The sequence below is a fragment of the Herbaspirillum rhizosphaerae genome, assembly GCF_001189965.1.
Classification (GTDB): domain Bacteria; phylum Pseudomonadota; class Gammaproteobacteria; order Burkholderiales; family Burkholderiaceae_D; genus Herbaspirillum; species Herbaspirillum rhizosphaerae.
In genome coordinates this window covers 144,400-163,968 of sequence record NZ_LFLU01000001.1, presented here as the reverse complement: position 1 = coordinate 163,968, position 19,569 = coordinate 144,400, and the positions used below count along the sequence as shown (strand labels likewise).

Annotated in this window: 14 protein-coding genes; 6 read left to right on the top strand and 8 right to left on the bottom strand. The window is 60.6% G+C overall.

The window, feature by feature from the left end; all coding sequences use genetic code 11:
* Positions 1-8 precede the first annotated feature (8 nt).
* The gene (locus AKL25_RS00705) at positions 9-2,177 is read right to left on the bottom strand and encodes a TonB-dependent receptor (RefSeq protein WP_050476089.1); all 2,169 of its coding nucleotides are present in this window, start codon (positions 2,175-2,177) and stop codon (positions 9-11) included.
* A 49-nt stretch (positions 2,178-2,226) separates the two neighbouring features.
* Here AKL25_RS00705 and AKL25_RS24030 point away from each other — a divergent pair, with 49 nt between their 5' ends.
* Genes AKL25_RS24030 through ppnP form a run of 4 tightly spaced genes read left to right on the top strand, consistent with a single transcriptional unit; the run spans position 2,227 to position 5,227 of the window.
* On the top strand, positions 2,227-2,529 hold the full coding sequence (locus AKL25_RS24030; RefSeq protein WP_157050407.1) for a hypothetical protein: 303 nt from the start codon (positions 2,227-2,229) through the stop codon (positions 2,527-2,529).
* Between the two features lie 53 nt (positions 2,530-2,582).
* Positions 2,583-3,494 carry an ornithine carbamoyltransferase gene (gene argF / locus AKL25_RS00700; RefSeq protein ID WP_050475733.1) on the top strand — a complete coding sequence of 304 codons (912 nt, stop codon included), beginning with the start codon at positions 2,583-2,585 and terminating at the stop codon, positions 3,492-3,494.
* A gap of 47 nt (positions 3,495-3,541) precedes the next feature.
* On the top strand, positions 3,542-4,882 hold the full coding sequence (gene argG, locus AKL25_RS00695; RefSeq protein ID WP_050475732.1) for an argininosuccinate synthase: 1,341 nt from the start codon (positions 3,542-3,544) through the stop codon (positions 4,880-4,882).
* A gap of 30 nt (positions 4,883-4,912) precedes the next feature.
* Positions 4,913-5,227 (top strand): pyrimidine/purine nucleoside phosphorylase, encoded by a 315-nt coding sequence (ppnP, locus tag AKL25_RS00690; protein ID WP_050475731.1) that lies wholly within the window; start codon positions 4,913-4,915, stop codon positions 5,225-5,227.
* 99 nt (positions 5,228-5,326) lie between these two features.
* On the opposite strand, the gene murB is transcribed toward ppnP, so the two are convergent.
* On the bottom strand, positions 5,327-6,352 hold the full coding sequence (gene murB / locus AKL25_RS00685) for a UDP-N-acetylmuramate dehydrogenase (RefSeq protein ID WP_050475730.1): 1,026 nt from the start codon (positions 6,350-6,352) through the stop codon (positions 5,327-5,329).
* A gap of 179 nt (positions 6,353-6,531) precedes the next feature.
* On the opposite strand from murB, the gene AKL25_RS00680 reads away from it, so the two are divergent.
* Complete coding sequence (locus AKL25_RS00680; RefSeq protein WP_050475729.1) at positions 6,532-7,017, top strand: YajQ family cyclic di-GMP-binding protein; 486 nt, start codon at positions 6,532-6,534, stop codon at positions 7,015-7,017.
* Positions 7,018-7,119: 102 nt separating this feature from the next.
* Here the strand turns inward: AKL25_RS00680 and aroG are convergent, their stop codons facing one another.
* From aroG to AKL25_RS00660, 4 genes are all read right to left on the bottom strand, one after another.
* The gene (aroG, locus tag AKL25_RS00675) at positions 7,120-8,184 is read right to left on the bottom strand and encodes a 3-deoxy-7-phosphoheptulonate synthase AroG (RefSeq protein ID WP_050475728.1); all 1,065 of its coding nucleotides are present in this window, start codon (positions 8,182-8,184) and stop codon (positions 7,120-7,122) included.
* 328 nt (positions 8,185-8,512) lie between these two features.
* Complete coding sequence (tldD, locus tag AKL25_RS00670) at positions 8,513-9,973, bottom strand: metalloprotease TldD (protein ID WP_050475727.1); 1,461 nt, start codon at positions 9,971-9,973, stop codon at positions 8,513-8,515.
* Between the two features lie 37 nt (positions 9,974-10,010).
* Complete coding sequence (locus AKL25_RS00665) at positions 10,011-10,817, bottom strand: carbon-nitrogen hydrolase family protein (protein ID WP_050475726.1); 807 nt, start codon at positions 10,815-10,817, stop codon at positions 10,011-10,013.
* A gap of 87 nt (positions 10,818-10,904) precedes the next feature.
* A complete protein-coding gene (locus AKL25_RS00660) occupies positions 10,905-15,074 on the bottom strand; it encodes a YhdP family protein (protein ID WP_240475616.1) in 4,170 nt (1,389 codons plus the stop codon).
* 175 nt (positions 15,075-15,249) lie between these two features.
* Here AKL25_RS00660 and glnE point away from each other — a divergent pair, with 175 nt between their 5' ends.
* Positions 15,250-18,003, top strand: a complete 2,754-nt coding sequence (gene glnE / locus AKL25_RS00655) for a bifunctional [glutamate--ammonia ligase]-adenylyl-L-tyrosine phosphorylase/[glutamate--ammonia-ligase] adenylyltransferase (protein ID WP_157050405.1) — start codon at positions 15,250-15,252, stop codon at positions 18,001-18,003.
* A 73-nt stretch (positions 18,004-18,076) separates the two neighbouring features.
* On the opposite strand, the gene AKL25_RS00650 is transcribed toward glnE, so the two are convergent.
* Both AKL25_RS00650 and AKL25_RS00645 read right to left on the bottom strand, forming a co-directional pair.
* Positions 18,077-18,805, bottom strand: coding sequence for a class I SAM-dependent methyltransferase (locus tag AKL25_RS00650; RefSeq protein ID WP_050476088.1), 729 nt, complete (start codon positions 18,803-18,805; stop codon positions 18,077-18,079).
* 223 nt (positions 18,806-19,028) lie between these two features.
* Positions 19,029-19,523 carry a hypothetical protein gene (locus AKL25_RS00645; protein WP_050475723.1) on the bottom strand — a complete coding sequence of 165 codons (495 nt, stop codon included), beginning with the start codon at positions 19,521-19,523 and terminating at the stop codon, positions 19,029-19,031.
* Between the last annotated feature and the right edge of the window lie 46 nt (positions 19,524-19,569).

Here is a 19,569-nt window from a genome sequence, read left to right as displayed (position 1 = left end):
CTGACCAATCAGAACTTGTACGCCGCACTGAGCAAGGCGCTACGCGGCGAACCGGGCATGATCTGGGCCAGACCTGTCGAGGTGACGTAATAATTTTTTCCCGTCAGATTGGTCACGGCAAAAGTTACCTCCGCTTTGCGGAAACGATAGCCGAGCCTGGCATCCCAGCGCGTGTAGGCCGGCAGATCCAGCAGATTGTTGACGTCGACATAGCGCGCCCCTTCGTACACCAGCCCGGACTCCGCAAAGAAGCCCTGCGCCGGCGCGTAGCTGATGAAGAGGCTGCCGTTGGCGCTCGATACGCCCGCCGAGCGTTTGCCCTGGACGTTGGCGCCGCACATGCGGCACGACTTCGACTCCAGGATGCGCGCGTTCTGCACGCTGAAACCGCTGCGGATGAACCAGTCGGTCGCCAGTTGACCGTTGACGCTCAGCTCGATGCCGCGATTGCGCTCCAGGCCGGTCAGCACAAACAGATCGGGACTGGACGCCACCTGGGTGCGGCGGTTGTACAGATCGAGCTGGAATACCGCCAGCGTGGAACTGATTCTTTTGTCGAACCAGTCGCTCTTGACGCCGGCTTCAAGCTGCCTGCTGAACTGCGGATCCAGCGCATTGACGTTGCTGGTGCTTCCCGGATCGAGGCCGACGGTGTCGACGCCGCCTGACGGAATGAAGTTCTTGCTGTAGGAAGCGTAGAAGCTGTGGTCCTTCAGCGGCGACCACACCACGCCCAGCCGCGGGCTCACTGCCGACGTGGTGCGTTGGGCGCGGCTGTTGTTGACCTGGCTGAGCGAATCGGCGGCGAACCTGTCCCAGCGCACACCTGCCAGCACTTGCCACTGCGGCGACAGACGCATCTGGTCTTGCGCATACAGCGCGTAGCCGCTGGCTTTGTGTACGCTGTTCGAGAACACGGTCGGTGCCGGACCACGATCCGGTGTGGTGTCCGGCGCCAGCAGCGATACCGTACTGGCGTTGGCACGCCACAGCCGCGGATGACGATTTTCGTTCGTGTAATCGGCACCGAACAGGAGCTGATGTTCCAGCGCGCCCGTCATGAGCTTGCCGTCCAGTTCCAGATTGGCCTGCAGATTACGCTGCTTCAGATCCTGCACGAAGCGGCTGCGCGTGACCCGGCTGTTGCCGGGTCCGGTCAGGCCGCCGGCGAAGGTATTGTCGAAACGGCTGTCCAGTTCCAGCAGGCTGAGCACATTGCGAATCTTCCACTGATTATCGAACTTGTGCTCCAGCGTCGAGCGGAAATTGGTGCTGCTGTCCTTGAGGTAGTCGCGCCCCAACGCGCCGTAAGTCGTGGACGACGCGGCCGGCGGCAGAGTGTAGCTGCCGTTGACGCGACGCCCTGCCGGCATGCCGCGATCGGGAACGCGTTCGAACTCGTTGTACTCCGTCTGCAGCAGCCAGCTGGTGCGATGGTTATCCCATTTGATCGCCGGCGCGATGTATTGCCGCGTGCTGTTGACGCCGTTGCGGAAACTGTCGGCACGTTCACGGCCGGCATTGACGCGCATCGCCCATTCGTCGGACAACACCTGATTGAGGTCGGCGGATGCGCCGAGGCGGCCGTAGCTGCCGGCCGTGACCTGCACGCTGTTTTGCACATCGTGTCCCGGCTGCTTGCTGATGCGATTGATGACGCCGCCGCCGCTGCCCCGGCCATATAGCACGGCGGCCGGCCCCTTCAGCACTTCCACTCGCTCGATATTGCCGAGGCTGCGCACATATTGCGCATCGTCGCGCACGCCATCGAGGAACAAGTCTCCAGCACTGGAAAAGCCGCGGATGCGAAACGAATCGAAACGCGTGTCCGAGGTATTTGAAATCCCGGGAACGCCGCTCAAGGCATCGGCCAGCGTGCGCCCGCCGTAAGACGCGACCTCTTCGACGGCGATGCTATTGACGGTCTGCGGCACGTCGCGCGGATCGCTGTCGGTCCTGGTCGCCGTGCTCACCGATGCCGGACGCGGATCGTAATAGCTGCGCTTGCTGCGAATTTCAACGGCGGGCAGGCTGGCGGCTTCGCTCTCGGATGTCTCGGCGGCACAGGCATAATCAAGCGAGGATGCGATGGAACAGATGGCGACAGCCAGTGGGCGCAGACGCACACCGCGTGAGGCGACGGCACAGGTGCGACGGCGGGAAGAAAAGAATGGCATGTAAATCACTCGACTGATCTTGGAAAGAAGCGCAGTCTAACGATTTGCAATGAGAATAATTCTCAATTCGTTGCAAACCTCACAAAAATCGTCGAATGCCTATCATCCTGTCGAGAAGGTGAAAGTGTTGACTGAAATTGATTTCAAACATGCCAAAATGACAATTTTTACCTTTATGCGACGAAACCGCGATCCGAGCACGCCGATGCCCGGCGTTCTGAAGCCCTGCACCTCTCCCTTGCCCGCAACGCAAGCCCCTGAGCGCGCCCCGGCCGCCACGCCCGACATGGCCTGCCTCGCGTACCGGCTTATACCTGCTTTTGGGTATCTTTTTAGCCCAAATCCCTTATAATTGAAGCAGTTACAACAATCGGCGGCAGGCGCCACTGGCCGCCGTTTTTATTTATGGCAATCAAACACTACCTGCAGTTTTCCGACTTTACGCTTGATGAGTATGAGTACGTGATCGAACGGTCGCGTGTGATTAAACGCAAATTCAAGAATTACGAGCCGCATCACTCGCTGGCCGACCGCACACTGGTCATGGTTTTCGAGAAAAATTCGACCCGCACCCGCTTGTCCTTCGAGGCCGGCATGCACCAGCTCGGCGGCGCGGCGATCTATCTCAACACCCGCGACAGCCAGCTCGGCCGCGGCGAGCCGATCGAAGACGCGGCGCAAGTGATGTCGCGCATGTGCGACGTCATCATGATCCGTACTTTCGGCCAGGAAATCATCGACCGTTTCGCCGCCTACTCGCGCGTGCCGGTCATCAACGGCCTGACCAACGAACAGCATCCCTGCCAGGTCCTGGCCGATGTGTTCACTTACATCGAGCATCGCGGTTCGATCAAAGACAAGGTCGTGGCATGGATAGGCGACGCCAACAACATGCTGTATTCGTGGCTGCAGGCGGCTGAAGTATTCGGTTTCCACGTCAATGTCTCGACGCCCAAGGGCTACGACATCGACATGAAACAGGTCAGCCCCGGCAATCAGCGCTACACCTTCTTCGCCAATCCGGCAGATGCCTGCCAGGATGCCGATCTGGTCACGACCGACGTCTGGACCAGCATGGGCTACGAAGACGAAAACGCTGCGCGCCTGAAAGCCTTCGACGGCTGGATCGTCGATCAGGCCAAGATGTCGCGTGCACGCAAAGATGCACTGTTCATGCACTGCCTGCCGGCGCACCGCGGCGAGGAAGTTTCTGCGGAAGTCATCGACGGTCCGCAATCGGTCGTCTGGGAAGAAGCGGAAAACCGCCTGCATGTGCAAAAAGCCTTGCTCGAATATCTGGTCCTCGGCAAAGTCTGAGTGCCCACCTTACCTCCTTCAGTTACAACAACCTAGTCAGAACTATCATGTCCAACATCCTGCAATCCGTTCCGGTCAACGAAAAAGTCGGCATCGCCTTCTCCGGCGGCCTCGATACCAGCGCTGCGCTGACCTGGATGCGCCAGAAAGGCGCCATTCCTTACGCCTACACCGCCAATCTGGGCCAACCGGACGAGCCGGATTACGACGCCATTCCGAAGAAGGCCATGCAATACGGCGCGGAACTGGCGCGCCTGATCGACTGCCGCGAACAACTGGCCAACGAAGGCATCGCCGCGCTGCAAAGCGGCGCTTTCCACATCTCGACCGCCGGCGTCACTTACTTCAACACCACGCCGCTGGGCCGCGCCGTGACCGGCACCATGCTGGTGGCCGCCATGCGCGAAGACAATGTCGACATCTGGGGCGACGGCAGCACCTTCAAGGGCAACGACATCGAGCGTTTCTACCGCTACGGCCTGCTGGTCAACCCCAACCTGCGCATCTACAAACCCTGGCTGGACAACACCTTCATCGACGAACTGGGCGGCCGCAAGGAAATGTCCGAGTTCATGATCAAGTCCGGCTTCGACTACAAGATGTCGGTGGAAAAAGCCTACTCGACCGATTCCAACATGCTCGGCGCGACGCACGAAGCGAAGGACCTGGAATTCCTCAACAGCGGCATCAAGATCGTGCAACCGATCATGGGTGTGGCGTTCTGGCGCGACGAGGTCGAAGTCAAACGCGAAGAAGTCACGGTACGCTTTGAAGAAGGCCGTCCGGTCGCCTTGAACGGCAAGACCTTCGACAACATGACCGACCTGATCATGGAAGCCAACCGCATCGGCGGCCGTCACGGCCTCGGCATGAGCGACCAGATCGAAAACCGCATCATCGAAGCCAAGAGCCGCGGCATCTACGAAGCCCCGGGCCTGGCGCTGCTGTTCATCGCTTACGAGCGCCTGATCACCGGCATCCACAACGAAGACACCATCGAGCAATACCGCGACAACGGCCGCAAGCTGGGCCGCCTGCTGTACCAGGGCCGCTGGTTCGATTCGCAAGCCATCATGCTGCGCGAATCGGCGCAACGCTGGGTGGCGCGCGCCATCACCGGCGAAGTCACGATCGAGCTGCGTCGCGGCAACGACTACTCGATCCTGAACACCGAGTCGGCCAACCTGACCTATCAGCCTGAACGCCTGACCATGGAAAAGGGCGAAGGCGCGTTCTCGCCGCAAGACCGTATCGGCCAGCTGACCATGCGCAACCTGGACATCACCGACACCCGTCAGAAGCTGGCGATTTACCAAAGCACCGGCCTGCTGGCGACCAGCAACGCGGTGTCGCTGCCGCTGCTGGAAAAAGACAAGAACGCGAAGTAATCACGCAACCTTCAACCAAAACAAGACAACATGACGACTCAATTCGACAACGTTACCGTCCTTAAAAAGGGCAATGTTTACTTCGACGGCAAGTGCGTTTCGCACACCGTGATCTTCGCCGACGGCACCAAGAAGACGCTGGGCGTGATCCTGCCGTCCTCGCTGACCTTCAACACCGGCGCGCCGGAAATCATGGAAATCAACGGCGGCAGCTGCAACGTCCGTCTGAAGGGCGAAGAAGCCTGGAAGACCTACGCCGCCGGCACCAGCTTCGACGTCCCGGGCAACTCCAGCTTCGAGATCGAAGTGACCGAGACTGTCGATTACGTCTGCCATTTCGGCTGATCGAAGCTAGTCGATAAAGCGCGCAGTAAACAAAAAACGCGGCCGGGGAAACCTGGCCGCGTTTTTTATTGTGTGTCGATTGTGCAAACGCCGGACAGATCAGATGAACACCGGCTCCGGTTCCAGCATCACGCCGAATCTGGCTTGCACATCGCTCTGGATCGCCTGCGCCAACGCGGCGATTTCCTTGCCGCTGGCGCCGCCGCGATTGACCAGCACCAGCGCCTGCTTTTCATACACGCCCGCTGCGCCCAGCGACCTGCCCTTCCAGCCGCATTGATCGATCAGCCAGCCTGCCGCCAGCTTGTAGCTGCCGTCGGCTTGCGCGTAGCTCACCAGTTGCGGATATTGCGCCAGCAAGGATGCGCGCTGTTGCGCCGGCACGATGGGGTTCTTGAAGAAGCTGCCGGCGTTGCCGATCAGCGCGGGATCGGGCAGCTTGCGTGTGCGGATCGCGATCACCGCATCGGCGATGTCGCGCGGCGATGGCGCGGTGATTTGCCGCAGCGACAATTCCTGCATGACGTCGGCGTAATTCATGTTGGCCTGCCATTGCTTGGGCAAGGCAAACGTCACATCGAGCACCACGGCGCGATCGCGCAGCGCCTGCTTGAACACGCTGTCGCGGTAACCGAAACGGCAAGCGGCGTTGTCCAGCGTGAGCGTCTTGCCGTCGACAAAGTCGAAGGCAGTCAGGCAGTGGAAACGATCTTTGACTTCGACGCCGTAAGCGCCGATATTCTGAATGGGCGCCGCGCCGACGCTGCCGGGAATCAGCGACAGATTCTCCAGCCCGCCCAGGCCCAGGTCGAGCGACCATTGCACAAAGCGATGCCAATTCTCGCCGGCTGAAGCCTTGACGTAGACGCAGGTTTCATCTTCGTCAACGATATGCATGCCGGCGCCGCGCATGTGCAGCACCAGACCGGGGAAATCCTGCGTCAGCAGCAGGTTGCTGCCGCCGCCGAGAATCAGGCGCGGCAGGACCGACAGTTCCTTGTCGTTGTTGACGGCGAGCAGCGTATCGACGCTGTCGACCGGCAGGTAAGCGGCGGCCCTGGCGTCGATGCCGAAGGTATTGAGATGGCGCAGGGAAAAATCCCGCTGGACTGGAATCGGAAACATAAGCGCAGGATTATAGCGCAGCGCCTCTGCCGGACTGGTGCTACCAGTTCCGCAACGGCGCGCAAACATAGCCGCAATCGCGGTTGTCCGTTAAAATCACGTCTTTCAGGTGCCGGCGCCTTGCAGCATTGTCCAGAGTGCGCGCCAGTAAGACACCGCAGAACATAAAGGAAATCGCCATGCCATCGTTTGATACCGTCTCCGAAGCCAATCTGGTTGAAGTCAAGAATGCCGTCGACCAGGCCAACAAGGAAATCACCACCCGCTTCGACTTCAAGGGCAGCGACGCCCGCGTCGAACAAAAGGAACGCGATCTGACCGCTTACGCCGATTCCGAATTCCAGTTGGGCCAGGTCTGCGACGTGCTGACCAACAAGATGACCAAGCGCAATGTCGACGTGCGTTTCCTCGACCACGGCAAGATCGAAAAAATCGGCGGCGACAAGGTCAAGCAAGTGATCAAGGTCAAGAACGGCATCGAGACCGAAGACGCGAAAAAGATCGTGCGCGTCATCAAGGACAGCAAGATGAAGGTGCAGGCCAGCATCCAGGGCGACGCCGTGCGCGTGACCGGCGCCAAGCGCGACGACCTGCAAGCGGCCATGGCGATGCTGCGCAAGGAGATCAAGGATCTGCCGCTGGAATTCAATAATTTCCGCGACTGATCTTTCCTGATCTTCAATAAAAAACGCCGACTTGATGTCGGCGTTTTTTATTGGCTGGAGCGATGAATAATCACCGCCCTCGCCTCGTTCCCTACTCTGCTCTTATTCTTTGTCGCCGATCAGACGGCGCTGCTTGACCGCCTCCGCCAGACCTTGCAATACGCCCAGGCTTTCTTCCCAGTTGATGCAGCCGTCGGTGATCGACTGGCCGTAGGTCAGTTCCTTGCCCGGCACCAGATCCTGGCGACCTGCGACCAGATGGGATTCGACCATCACGCCGACGATGCGGGTGTCGCCGCCTGCGATCTGGCCGGCGATATCGGCACAGACCGGGATTTGATTCTCCGGCTTCTTCGAGCTGTTGGCGTGCGAGGCGTCGATCATCAGGCGCGCCGCCAGACCGCTCTTGGCGATGTCCTGGCAAGCCGCTTCCACGCTGGCCGCGTCATAGTTAGGCGTCTTGCCGCCGCGCAGGATGATGTGGCAATCCTCATTGCCGGCGGTCGAGACGATGGCCGAGTGGCCGCCCTTGGTGACCGACAGGAAATGGTGAGGCTGCGACGCCGCCTTGATCGCATCGACGGCGATCTTGACGTTGCCGTCGGTGCCGTTCTTGAACCCGACCGGGCACGACAGGCCGGAAGCCAGTTCGCGGTGCACTTGCGATTCGGTGGTGCGGGCGCCGATGGCGCCCCAGCTGATCAGGTCGGCGATGTATTGCGGGCTGATCACGTCGAGGAACTCGGTGCCGGCCGGCAGCCCCAGCTCGTTGATGTTCAGCAGCAGCTCGCGCGCGATGCGCAGGCCGTCGTTGATGCGGAAGCTGTTGTCCATGTACGGATCGTTGATCAGGCCCTTCCAGCCGACCGTGGTGCGCGGCTTTTCGAAATAGACGCGCATGACGATTTCCAGCTCGCCCTTGAAGCGTTCGCGCTCGACCACCAGGCGGCGTGCGTATTCCATCGCGGCTTTGGTGTCGTGGATCGAGCAGGGGCCGATCACGACCATGACGCGGTCGTCCTGGCCGTGCAGGATGCGATGCAATGCGGTACGGCACTCTGCCGTCGTGCTCTCGACTTTTTCGCTGCCGCCGAATTCGCGGATCAGGTGCGATGGGGGTGTCAGTTCTTTCATTTCTCTGATGCGTAGATCGTCGGTGCGCGGCATTTTTTCTCCTGATTGCAATCTGAATTTGGAAAATTCGAATGGGTAAAAAAAAACCGCCATCACTGGCGGTTTTTTAGAAATTCGGTTTGGTCTCTACTTACGAACGCTTACCGCTTTTCACCGCCGTGGGGCTGGAATAGCTAAAGTAAAAGTAAAAAAAGTAAGCGCGGGCGAAAGACATTGTTCGATCTAAGGTTAATTACAACGAAAAGCGATGATGCAACAAATTCCCAGCCTTGGCAACACCGTTCATTAATTTCTCACAAAAACCGCATTGAATGACGTTTTTTTGCATTCAAACCGTCGTCCAATGCCTTGAACGCACAATTTATGCCGTACCACCCACCGTCACGCCATCCAGGCGCAGGGTCGGCTGACCGACGCCGACCGGCACGCTTTGACCTTCCTTGCCGCAAACGCCGACGCCGGAATCGAGTTTCATGTCATTGCCGATCAGCGAAACGCGGTTCAACACGTCAGGACCGTTGCCGATCAATGTCGCGCCCTTGACCGGGTAAGAAATCTTGCCGTTTTCGATCATGTAGGCTTCGCTCGCCGAGAAGACGAACTTGCCGTTGGTGATGTCGACCTGGCCGCCACCGAAGTTGACGGCGTACAAACCGTTCTTCACGGATGCCAGAATCTCGGCAGGATCCTTGTCGCCGGCCAGCATGTAGGTGTTGGTCATGCGCGGCATCGGCAGATGCGCAAACGATTCGCGGCGAGCATTGCCGGTGACCGGCATCTTCATCAGGCGCGCATTCATGGTGTCCTGGATGTAACCCTTCAGGATGCCGTCTTCGATCAGCGTGGTGCACTGGGTCGGATTGCCTTCGTCGTCGATGTTGAGCGAACCGCGGCGGTCGGCGATGGTGCCGTCATCGACCACGGTCACGCCCTTGGCGGCCACGCGTTCGCCGATGCGGCCGGAGAAGGTGCTCGATCCCTTGCGGTTGAAGTCGCCCTCCAAACCGTGGCCGATCGCTTCATGCAACAGGATGCCGGGCCAGCCGGGTCCGAGCACGACGGTCATCGGACCGGCCGGCGCCGGACGCGCTTCCAGGTTAACCAAGGCGGTAGAGACCGCTTCGGAGGCGTATTTTTCCAGCAACTCGTCGCTGAAGTAAGCATAGCTGTAGCGACCGCCACCACCGCTGCTGCCCATTTCGCGGCGGCCGTTCTGTTCGGCGATGACGGTGATCGACACGCGCACCAGCGGGCGGATGTCGGCGGCGATGATGCCGTCGCTGCGCGCCACCAGCACCACGTCGTATTCGCCGGCCAGGCTGGCCATGACTTGCACGACGCGCGGATCCTTGGCGCGGGCGATGCGTTCGATGCGTTCCAGCAAGTTGACCTTGGCGGTCGCGTCCAGCGAGGTCAGCGGGTCGTGCGGCAGGTACAGCGAGCGGCCGCCGTTGGGCTGCATGCTGCCGGCGATCTTGACGCGGCCTGCACCCTGGCGGCCGATGGTGCGGGTTGCGGCGGCAGCGTCCAGCAGGATCGCTTCCGAAATTTCATCCGAATACGAAAACGCCGTCTTGTCGCCCGACACCGCGCGCACGCCGACACCCTGGTCGATGGAGAAGCTGCCGGTCTTGACGATGCCCTCTTCCAGGCTCCAGCCCTCGCTCTTGGTGAACTGGAAATACAGGTCGGCGTAATCGACCTTGTGCGTAAACATGGTGCCCAGTGTTTTCAGCAACTTGGCTTCGTCCAGGCCGAACGGCGTGAGCAGGACATCGCGTGCAATACCGAGCGCGCTGAGATTGGGTTCGAATGTTTTCATGAATAATTTATTTAATTTACAGCAACTTATTGGGCATTCAGAGCTTGCGGTGCTTGAGCGCAGGCAGGCTTTCACGTACGTATTGTAGACGATGGGGGTCGATGTCGCCGATAACAAGGCCTTCGCCCTCCGGCAGGACGCTGATTATCTCGCCCCAGGGGTCGATCAGCATGCTGTGGCCCCAGGTGCGGCGCCCGTTGACATGCTTGCCGCCTTGCGCCGACGCCAGCACGTAACACTGGTTTTCGATAGCACGGGCACGCAGCAACAGCTCCCAGTGCGCCTGCCCAGTCGTATAGGTGAATGCCGCCGGCACCACGATCAGCGCGCAATCGCCCATGGCGCGATAGAGCTCGGGAAAACGCAGGTCGTAGCACACCGACAAGCCGACCTTGCCGAACGGCGCATCGAAACCTCCCACCTCATTGCCGTAGACGATGGTGCGCGCTTCGTCATAGGCCTCTTCGCCGCGCACGAAGCTGAACAGGTGAATCTTGTCGTAACGCGCAACGCGCTTGCCGGAGGGATCGTAGACCAGCGAAGTGTTGAGCACCTTGCCCTCTTCACCGGACGCCAGCGGCAGCGTGCCGCCGATCAGCCAGATCTTGTGTTCGCGCGCCAGCGTCGCCATGAAGTCCTGGATCTTGCCGGCGCTGTCTTGCTCGGCATGTTCCAGCTTGGCTTTCTCGTGCATGCCCATGATGGGCCAGTATTCCGGCAACAGAACCAGTTGCGCGCCCTGCTGCGCAGCCTGTGCAACCAGCTTGCTTGCGGCGGCGAAATTCTGCTCGACCTCGGGCGTCGACACCATCTGTATCGCCGCGACTTTGTAGGATTCGTTCATGTCAGCCTCCGCTGGAAATCGTTGTTGGAGCTCGCTGCAGAGCCTGGGAAGCAGAAGCGCGTCAGGCTGCGGAACGGCAGGACGCGATCATTTGGCGGCAGGCTTGGCGCCCGAATTTGCGCCGGCGTCGGCAGTCCGCTCCTGCTTGACCACCAGCGGATCGCTCCAGGGCCCGGTGACATTATATTCAAAGGTCAGCGTCTTCATCAGCGGGTTGCGCAGGAACAGCTGCGCCAGGAAAGTGCCGACGCCGACCACCGGATTGATCGCCAGCGCCACCAGCGAAGCGGTGCCGAGATTGACTTCCGGGATCACCACCAGATGCAGGTTCTGCGTTTCCTTGGCGATGTCGGCCGAGCCGTTCATCAGCACCGAAGCGGCAACGCCAGTCATCTTCAGGTTATCTGTCGTGGCGATGCCTTGTGCAATGGCCGCCGTGCCGACGATGTTGTCGAAGGCAAAACCTTCCGAAAACACGTCGCGAAAGTCCAGCGCCAGACGGCGCGGCAAGGCTTGCAGGTTGAGCACGCCCAGCAGCTTGGCCGCGCCCGGATCGACCTTGAGGAACTGGCCGGTATGCACATCCATGTGCACCTGTCCGCTCAGGGTCGGGATATCCAGCGAGAACGGCAAGCCCTTCCAGCTGACGTCCCCGTCCAGCTTGCCTTTGCCGCCGCGCACCACGCCCAGGAAACCGAAGCGCTCCAGCAGCTTGCCGGCGTCACTGATGTCCAGCGCATAGGTCAGGTTGGAGGTATTGTTCTTGCCGAACGACATCCAGTTGCCGGCGGCTCGCAGCTCGGCATCGGCATTGATCAGCGCCAGCTTGTTGATACGCCATTCGCTGCCCACGCTCACGCGCACGTTGTTGGCATTGAGTTCAAGCCGCCCCAGCTTTTTGCCGAACAACTGAAAATCCTCGGCGATGATATCCAGCGCAGGAATCCGGCTGACGGCGTCATTGTTGGCTTCCAAGGCTTCATTGGCGTCGCTGCCGGCGCCCTTCTGGATATTCAGCGTGGCCAGGCGCGCCGTCACGCGCCCCATACCGCGACCGCTGTTGGATTCGTTCCAGGTGGCGTAGCCGCTGGCCTGGTCCGAGGCGATGTTAACCTGCCAGCTCTTGTTCTGATGCGATGCTCCGATCACGACATTGTCGAGCTTCTTGCCCATGGCCATCAGCTCGGTCGCGCGCAAGGCCACGACGTCCGGCTCCAGATAGGCGTTCATGCCGGTGTCGGATGCTGCCTGCGCGCCGCTCGCGTTGCCGTCGGCGTCCTTGGTCATGGCGGTGCGGAACGCGGTCCAGTCGTCGATGTTCATCGTCCGGGCATTGGCGTACAACGCCAGGCCGCTGTCCGGCTGCGGCGCCGGCTGGCCGATACCGATACCGCCGCTCAGCACTTGCCATTCGGCCTGGTTGCCCAGCACCTTTTGGCGGCGATAGCGCGCCGACATGACGGAGCCCAGCGACAGCCGGATTTCGTCTCGCTGAATCAACGGGTCGGCGGAGTTCATGCCGATGACTTCAAATTTCAGCGGCCAGCTTTCGTTGGCGCTTTTTTGCAAGGGCATCGGCAGATTCAGCGCCAGTCCCTGCAGGTTGGATTCAATCGTAATTTCCGGCTGATGCTGGCGTATTGCGATCGTTGCGCTATACCGCGAGGCGCCGTTCAGACGTTCCAGCAAACGCTGCAAAACAGGTTGCGTATAGGCCTTGCGCAAGCCGTCGGCGGTCACCGAGCCGTCGACCTTGACCAGCGTGTTGCCGTCGCGCTGCGTCCCGCCGGCGACGGATACGGGTTCGTTCAGGAAGACGCCCTTGATGCCGGGGATATTGAAACCTTTTTCGTTGAATTCCAGCTTGCCGTTTGCACGATAGACCGTCGGCAAATTCGCCAGCAAGGCAACGTCGTTGTTGAGGAACTGCAGACCCCCATCGACCTTGGCGTCGACCATATGATGCAAAGGCAATTGGAACTTCAACTGCAGCTTGCCGTTGCCGGTCGACTTGCTGTCTTCGGTAAAATTGCCGATCCAGTGCGCCACCGGACTGTCTTTGACATAGTGCAAAAAGTCCTGCATCGCACCGGCGGCGTTGCCGTCGATCTCCAGCGACGACTCTGCATTCAGCAAATCGGGAATGACCGCTTTCACGTCCGAGACCGCTACGCCGTGCGTCTTGCCGGAGACGGCCAGGATCTCCAGCCGTGTGCGGTCGATGGAAACAGTCCCCTTCACGTCCTCCAGCAGCGGCCATTCCGGCGACTTGCCGTCCTTGCCGAAACGTGTGGGCGCATAGTTGACCTTCAGCTTATCGAACTTGCCGGACACCGTGAACTCGCCCTTGACCTTGCTGCCCGGCTTGGCATTGTGAAAAGGGAAATCGGCCAGGTCGCCCTTGGCGACGATGTCGACATCGCTGGCGCGGCCATCCATCAATGCGCCTGAAATCCAGTCGGAGGCCGGCTTGGCGGTATGCAAGGGCAAGAAGCGGCCAAGTTTTTGCAGATTGAAGGTCGACAACTTTGCCTTCATGTCGATGACGCCCGACGACTTGCCCCGCAGCGGGATCAGGTGCGTACCGCTCGCCGTGCCCGCCATGTCGTCTTGCACGAAGTCCATGCTGTCGAGATGAAACATCACGGCATCGGTCTTTTGCATCTCCCAGTGGCTGCTGAGGTTCAGCGAAGCAAACGGCAGGTCAGGGTCGGCAAACACGGTCGGGAACTGCAACACCAGATTCTGCGACGCCAGGTTCAGCGTGCCGCCTTTTTCCGTCGCGTCGATGCGTCCGCTCAGGTTGGAAAATCCGGGGATGGCCGGCGCACCGGTGCGACCGGACTGGGTCGCGGTCTTGGCCATCGCAGGACGCGCGGCTTGCGGCAACATGCCGAGCCCGGAAAAATCCCCGCGCAACCGATAGGCCTGCACGTCCGGATAGCTGCCCTCCCACTGCACCAGAAAATCCTTGAGCTGGCCGCGTGGCGACAAGTCGCCGAGCAGCTTTTGCTGCGACGGCGTCAGCGGCAGACGCGCGCCCAGGTTCGACAGCATTTCAAGATCCAGCAGCTTCGCTTCGACTTGCATCTTTTCGGGACGGAAACGCGTCGCCGGTTCAAACACTTCGGAAATCGTGGTCGGCGGCAACGCGAAGCCGTCCACCGTCTGCAGCGAGAAATTGGTCAGCGTCAGCTTGTGGCCGTTGGCGCCGAAGGTCGGGATGCCGTCTTGCAGGTCGGGCGCATAGATTTCACTGCCCGAAATACGGCCGTTGACCCGCGCCAGCTGCAAGGGTTCCAGCTTCTTGTCCAGCCGCGCCGACAGATTCGACAGGCTCACATCCGCAGTAAAGTTGGCGACCTTGGTGTGGTCCAGGTCGAGCCAGGCGCGCACCGAACCTGTGCCTTGCGTCAACTCCAGCGGATAGTCGACATAAGCCTTCCAGACCGCCAGATCGGTGTTGCGCAAGTCGGCGTACAAGGTCCCTTTCCAGCGCGTCACGTCGGAAATCTTGCGGGCAAAGCTGGGGTGGTAAAAATTGGCGCGCACGTCGAGCGGCGCGGCATAGTCTGCGGGCGGGGTCGCCTTCAGCGCCAGTTGATGCAGGCGCCATTGGTTGTGCAGCACCAGATTGACGTCGGTCAGCGCCAGTTCGGGCGCGCCGCGTTTGTCGTCGCGCCAGCGGATCTTGCCGTCGCGGATGACGATTTCGCGTTGCGACAGCACCCAGTCGGCGCCGCCGCTTTTGTCCTTATCGCCGCCCGCCGGCAGGCCAGCGATAAACAGTTTGCCGTCCGCATCGCGCAAAATCGACAGATCGGGCCTGGTGATGGTCAGGTTCTCAAAGCGCAGTTCGCCCACCAGCACGGTGGTCCAGGAAAACGTCGCCGATACTTTCGGCAAGGCCAGCGCCGGCTGTCCGGCCTGGTCGTGGATCACCACCTGCGTCAGCTCCAGCTGCGGCCGCAGACCGTTCCAGGAGGCGTCGATATCGGCAATCGTGACCGGCCGGCCGACGGCGCTGGAAGCGATCTTTTCGATATTGCCTTTGTAGCGGTCGATCTCCGGCAGGATGCCGTAGCGCAGCGTCAGGAACAGTGCGCAAAAAATGAAGTAGGCCAGCACCAGCAGTTTGAAAGCGATGCCGATCACACAACGGGTAGCCGTGCTGAGATGGCAGTAGGTCCCTCGCGCCGTGCTCCATGTCCGCTTCCATGCCGCACGCCAGGCGCTAGCCGAGCGGTCAGTGGTCACAGGAGCATCTTTTTGGTCTTCGGACATCAAGGGTCAGAGTAAATGTAGAATAAAACGATTAGCATGATCGCATGGAAGCGGATTTTGACCTAGAGCCGGCAACAGCACTCTCATAGGGAAAAAGCACGGTTTTACCATCTTTAACTTTGTACTCAATTCATCACGCCGACAATTTGTGACTACTTCCCTCCTCGACAGCACCGCAGCCTCCCGGTTCCTGACCCGCTGGGCCAATGCCAATCCGGCCCGGCCCGGCCAACTGGCGGAATTTTCCCGATTATCCTTGAACCGCGCGGTTTTCGAACGCGTTTTGCAAAATGACCTCGCCGCCACGGGCGCAACGGGAGCCGCCGCGCTCAACGGCCCCATGCGCCGCCTGCGCAATCTGGTGGTGTGCACCCTGATCGAGCGCGACCTGAGCGGCCAGGCCGATCTGGCCGAAGTGGTGCGCACCATGAGCGAGTTCGCCGATTTTGCGGTGCAAACCCACCTGAGCGCCCTGATGCAGGAAATGGTCGCGCTCTACGGCATGCCCATCGGCGAAGAAACCGGCAGCGAGCAAGAGATGATCGTGCTCGGCATGGGCAAGCTCGGCGGGGGAGAACTGAACGTCTCGTCTGACATCGACCTCATCTTCGTCTATCCGGAAGATGGCGACACCCGCACCGATGCGCCTGAGCAACGCTCGCTGTCGAATCACGAATTCTTCGTCCGGCTCGGCAAGAAACTGATCGCCGCCCTGTCCGAAATCACGGAAGACGGTTTCACCTTCCGCGTCGACATGGCGCTGCGTCCCAACGGCGGCTCCGGCCCGCTGGTGGCCAGCCACAACATGGTCGAGGAATACCTGATCCGCCAGGGCCGCGAATGGGAGCGCTATGCCTGGACCAAGGCGCGCGCGCTGACCGGCACGCCGGTCGACATTGCCGCGCTGGAAAGCATCAGCCGCCCTTTCATCTATCGCCGCTACCTGGATTTCGGCTCGATCGACGCGCTGCGCTCCATGCATGCGCAAATCCGCGCCGAAGTCACGCGCCAGGAATCCCTGCATCCGGAACGCAGCAACAACGTCAAGCTGGGCCGCGGCGGCATCCGTGAAGTGGAGTTCGTCAGCCAGGTATTCCAGCTGATCCGCGGCGGCCGCGATCCCGAGCTGCGCGACCGCTCCACCCGCACCACCTTGCGCACGCTGGCCGACAAGGGCCTGCTGGAGCCGGAAGTCGTCACGCAACTGCTGGAGGCCTATACCTTCCTGCGCAATCTGGAGCATCGTCTGCAATACCTCGACGACGCCCAGACCCACACGCTGCCGCCCAACGAAAACGACCAGTTGATCATCGCAAAAATGATGGGTTTTGACGACGTCGCAAGCCTGCTCGCCGCACTGGAGGTACACCGCCGCATCGTCGCCCTGCAGTTCGACACCATCTTCAACGACAAGCAGAGCAACGGCAACACCGACGGCGGCGATGGCGGCAACGGCGGCGACAACACCTGCGATCTGGGCGACGGCGAAAGCGCCGAATCGATTGCCGCCACGCTGACCTCGCTTGGTTTCGACGACGTCGACACCGCCACGCAGCGCGTGCTGGCGACACTGCAATCGCCGCGCCTGCAATCGCTGCCGGAAGCCAGCCGGGCGCGCCTGATCGCGCTGATCAACGCTGCCCTGCCGATCATCGGCGCCATGCCGGACAAGCGCCTGCCGACCTTGCGTCGCCTGCTCGACTTCTTCGAAGCAGTTGCCCGCCGCGCCGCCTATCTGGCGCTGCTGACGGAATATCCTTACGCCCTGACGCGCCTGATCCGCATGATCGCCGCCAGCGACTGGGCGGCCAAATACCTGACCCAGCATCCCATCCTGCTGGACGAATTGCTCGACGACCGCAACCTGAAGGCGCCGCCCGACTGGCCCGCCTTCGCCCAGGATTGCCAGCGCCAGCTCGACACGGCGCCGGGCGATACCGAGCGCCAGATGGACATCCTGCGCGAAGTGCATCACGCCCAGCTGTTCCGCCTGCTGGCCCAGGATCTGGAAGGCGACCTGAGCGTCGAGCACCTGGCCGACCACCTGTCGGCGCTGGCCGACATCCTGGTCGCCGCCACCATCCAGGCCGTCTGGCAGACCATCGCCAACCGCCACCGCGAAACGCCGCAATTCACCGTGATCGCCTACGGCAAGCTGGGCGGCAAGGAACTCGGCTATGTCTCCGACCTCGACGTGGTGTTCCTCTACGAGGACGATAGCGACGACCAGGAAGCGCCCGGCCTGTACGCCAAGCTGGCGCAGCGTTTCATCACCTGGATGACTTCGCATACGCCGGCCGGCACGCTGTTCGACATCGACATCGCCCTGCGTCCGGACGGCGCCAGCGGTTTATTGGTGTCGTCCTTCGCCACCTTTGAAAAATACCAGCGCACCTCGGCCTGGGTATGGGAACACCAGGCGCTGACCCGCGCGCGCTATTGCGCCGGCGACAGCGCCATCGGCAATCGTTTCGAAGCGCTGCGCGAAGATCTGCTGCGGCAGGAACGCGATCCGCAAAAGCTGACGCAGGAAGTGCTCGGCATGCGCTTGAAACTGCATCAGGCGCATCCCAACCACACCGCGTTGTTCGATCTGAAGCACGACGACGGCGGCATGATCGATATTGAATTCATCGTCCAGTTTTTGGTGCTGCGCCATGCGGCGCAGTACGAAGCGCTGACCGACGACATCGGCAACATCGCCTTGCTAAAGCTCTGCGGTTCGCTGGGCCTGATCGACGCCGCGCTGGCGGATGAGGTCGCCAACGCCTATCGCCTGTTCCGCAAGCTGCAGCACCAGATCCGCCTGCAAGGCGAAGAACGCGCCAGAACGCCGATTGAACGCGTGCAGAAAGAAAGCGACAGCGTCAAGCAACTGTGGACGGAAGTGTTCGGCGGATAAGCCTGCAGAGAAAATGAAAATGGCCGGCCTGAGAAGGCCGGCCGCAACACATTGCAGCTACATGTTCGGCGCTTCAGATCATCGGTTTGACCGCCACCAGATTGATCAGCGTTTCTTCACGCTCCGCTTTGGGCTTGATCCCGAGCGCACGCTCCATCAGCCCCAGATCTTCGCGGCTCCACCACAGGTAGGGATAGGAAATAGATTCCGGCGCAACCTGGAAGCCGGCGCTGCGCACCAGCGCGAGATATTCTTCCGCGGTCTTCTGCACTTCCATCGGATGGCGAAACAGCAAGCGGATCATCCACGAATGGATGTAGCGTTTGGTCGACTCGGCAAACAGCAGGATGCCGCCCGGCTTCAACACGCGGAAGAACTCCTGGATCGCTTCTTCCTGCTCGATCAGGTGATGGAAGGTCTGGTGGCAAAACAGCAGGTCGACGCTATTGTCTTCCAGCGTCATGTGCGAGCTTGAACATTGAATGAGTTCAGCCTTGATGCCCGCCCCCGCGGCTTCCTTCGCGGACGCTTCCAGCATGGCCGGATCGATATCCATGCCGATCAGGCGCTGCGGTGCAAAGCGGTCATGCAGCTTCTTCAGCGAGCGCCCCCAGCCGCAACCGACGTCGGCAACCACCGGATAGGACGGCAGGCGATTCGGAATCAGGGGTTCCAGATCCTTGAACGCCCGCTCCAGCACATGCACGGTCCAGGTATGCGTTTGCAGAAACCAGATACCGAAGGCCGTTTCGGGAACGTGCGGATGACTCTCGGGCGATTTGACGATCAGAGGTGCGTTCATGTTGTTGTTGTCGTGCGTGAAGACGTGCATGATGCACTGCCTTATCCGGAAAAGCAAAAGCTGCGACATCATTCTTGTCAGCATGCGCACCATGACGGCCGCAGCACGCGACCGATCCTGCCGCGCTTTCCATGAAAAACGCCCCGGCTGGCGGGGCGTCATGACAAACATGGCGAATCAGTCTCTGTTCAGACGCATCTTGTCGATGCCGAGGATCGCCTGCTTATTTTTTGGAGGAACCGTCGTCGCGGTTTTTCCTGCTACTTTTGGAGTCGCTATCGCTATCCTTGCTCTTGGAGGCGTCCTTGTCTTTTTCGGCGCGTTCGCGTTCGCGGCGCTCACGGCGCGCGGCGCGGTCGTCTTTCGGCGCGTCCTTGGCGGCATCCGCGTCGGCGTCGGGCTTGTCGGCTACGGGAGCCGGAGGCGGCGCCACGGTCTGGATGTTCTTGGCCGCCATGTATTCGTGCATGTCCTTCCAGCCGGCGAAAATACCCGCCTTCAGGCTGTCCGGATTGCGTTGGTAGCAGTCTTCCAGGCTTTGCCCGGCCTGACGGCAGCCGGCGCCCAATGCGATGCCTTCGGCCTTGGCTTCTTCCGGTGTTTGCTTCGGTTTGCTAAAGCTGGCGACGTAATCGCAGGCGCCCAAGGCCAGCGTCAAACTCAGGACGCCGATCAGTTTAAGGCCGCGTGCAGCAGTTGTTGAAGGTGACGATGACATTACATCCCTCGAGTGATTATTATTAAATCGTCAATAAAAAAGGCTA

What these genes read in the sequence shown, in the direction of transcription:
- AKL25_RS00705 (WP_050476089.1), bottom strand. Translation starts at nt 2,177, where the DNA reads ATGCCATTCTTTTCTTCCCGCCGTCGCACCTGTGCCGTCGCCTCACGC.
- AKL25_RS24030 (WP_157050407.1), top strand. Translation starts at nt 2,227, where the DNA reads ATGAGAATAATTCTCAATTCGTTGCAAACCTCACAAAAATCGTCGAAT.
- argF (WP_050475733.1), top strand. Translation starts at nt 2,583, where the DNA reads ATGGCAATCAAACACTACCTGCAGTTTTCCGACTTTACGCTTGATGAG.
- argG (WP_050475732.1), top strand. Translation starts at nt 3,542, where the DNA reads ATGTCCAACATCCTGCAATCCGTTCCGGTCAACGAAAAAGTCGGCATC.
- ppnP (WP_050475731.1), top strand. Translation starts at nt 4,913, where the DNA reads ATGACGACTCAATTCGACAACGTTACCGTCCTTAAAAAGGGCAATGTT.
- murB (WP_050475730.1), bottom strand. Translation starts at nt 6,352, where the DNA reads ATGTTTCCGATTCCAGTCCAGCGGGATTTTTCCCTGCGCCATCTCAAT.
- AKL25_RS00680 (WP_050475729.1), top strand. Translation starts at nt 6,532, where the DNA reads ATGCCATCGTTTGATACCGTCTCCGAAGCCAATCTGGTTGAAGTCAAG.
- aroG (WP_050475728.1), bottom strand. Translation starts at nt 8,184, where the DNA reads ATGCCGCGCACCGACGATCTACGCATCAGAGAAATGAAAGAACTGACA.
- tldD (WP_050475727.1), bottom strand. Translation starts at nt 9,973, where the DNA reads ATGAAAACATTCGAACCCAATCTCAGCGCGCTCGGTATTGCACGCGAT.
- AKL25_RS00665 (WP_050475726.1), bottom strand. Translation starts at nt 10,817, where the DNA reads ATGAACGAATCCTACAAAGTCGCGGCGATACAGATGGTGTCGACGCCC.
- AKL25_RS00650 (WP_050476088.1), bottom strand. Translation starts at nt 18,805, where the DNA reads ATGAACGCACCTCTGATCGTCAAATCGCCCGAGAGTCATCCGCACGTT.
- AKL25_RS00645 (WP_050475723.1), bottom strand. Translation starts at nt 19,523, where the DNA reads ATGTCATCGTCACCTTCAACAACTGCTGCACGCGGCCTTAAACTGATC.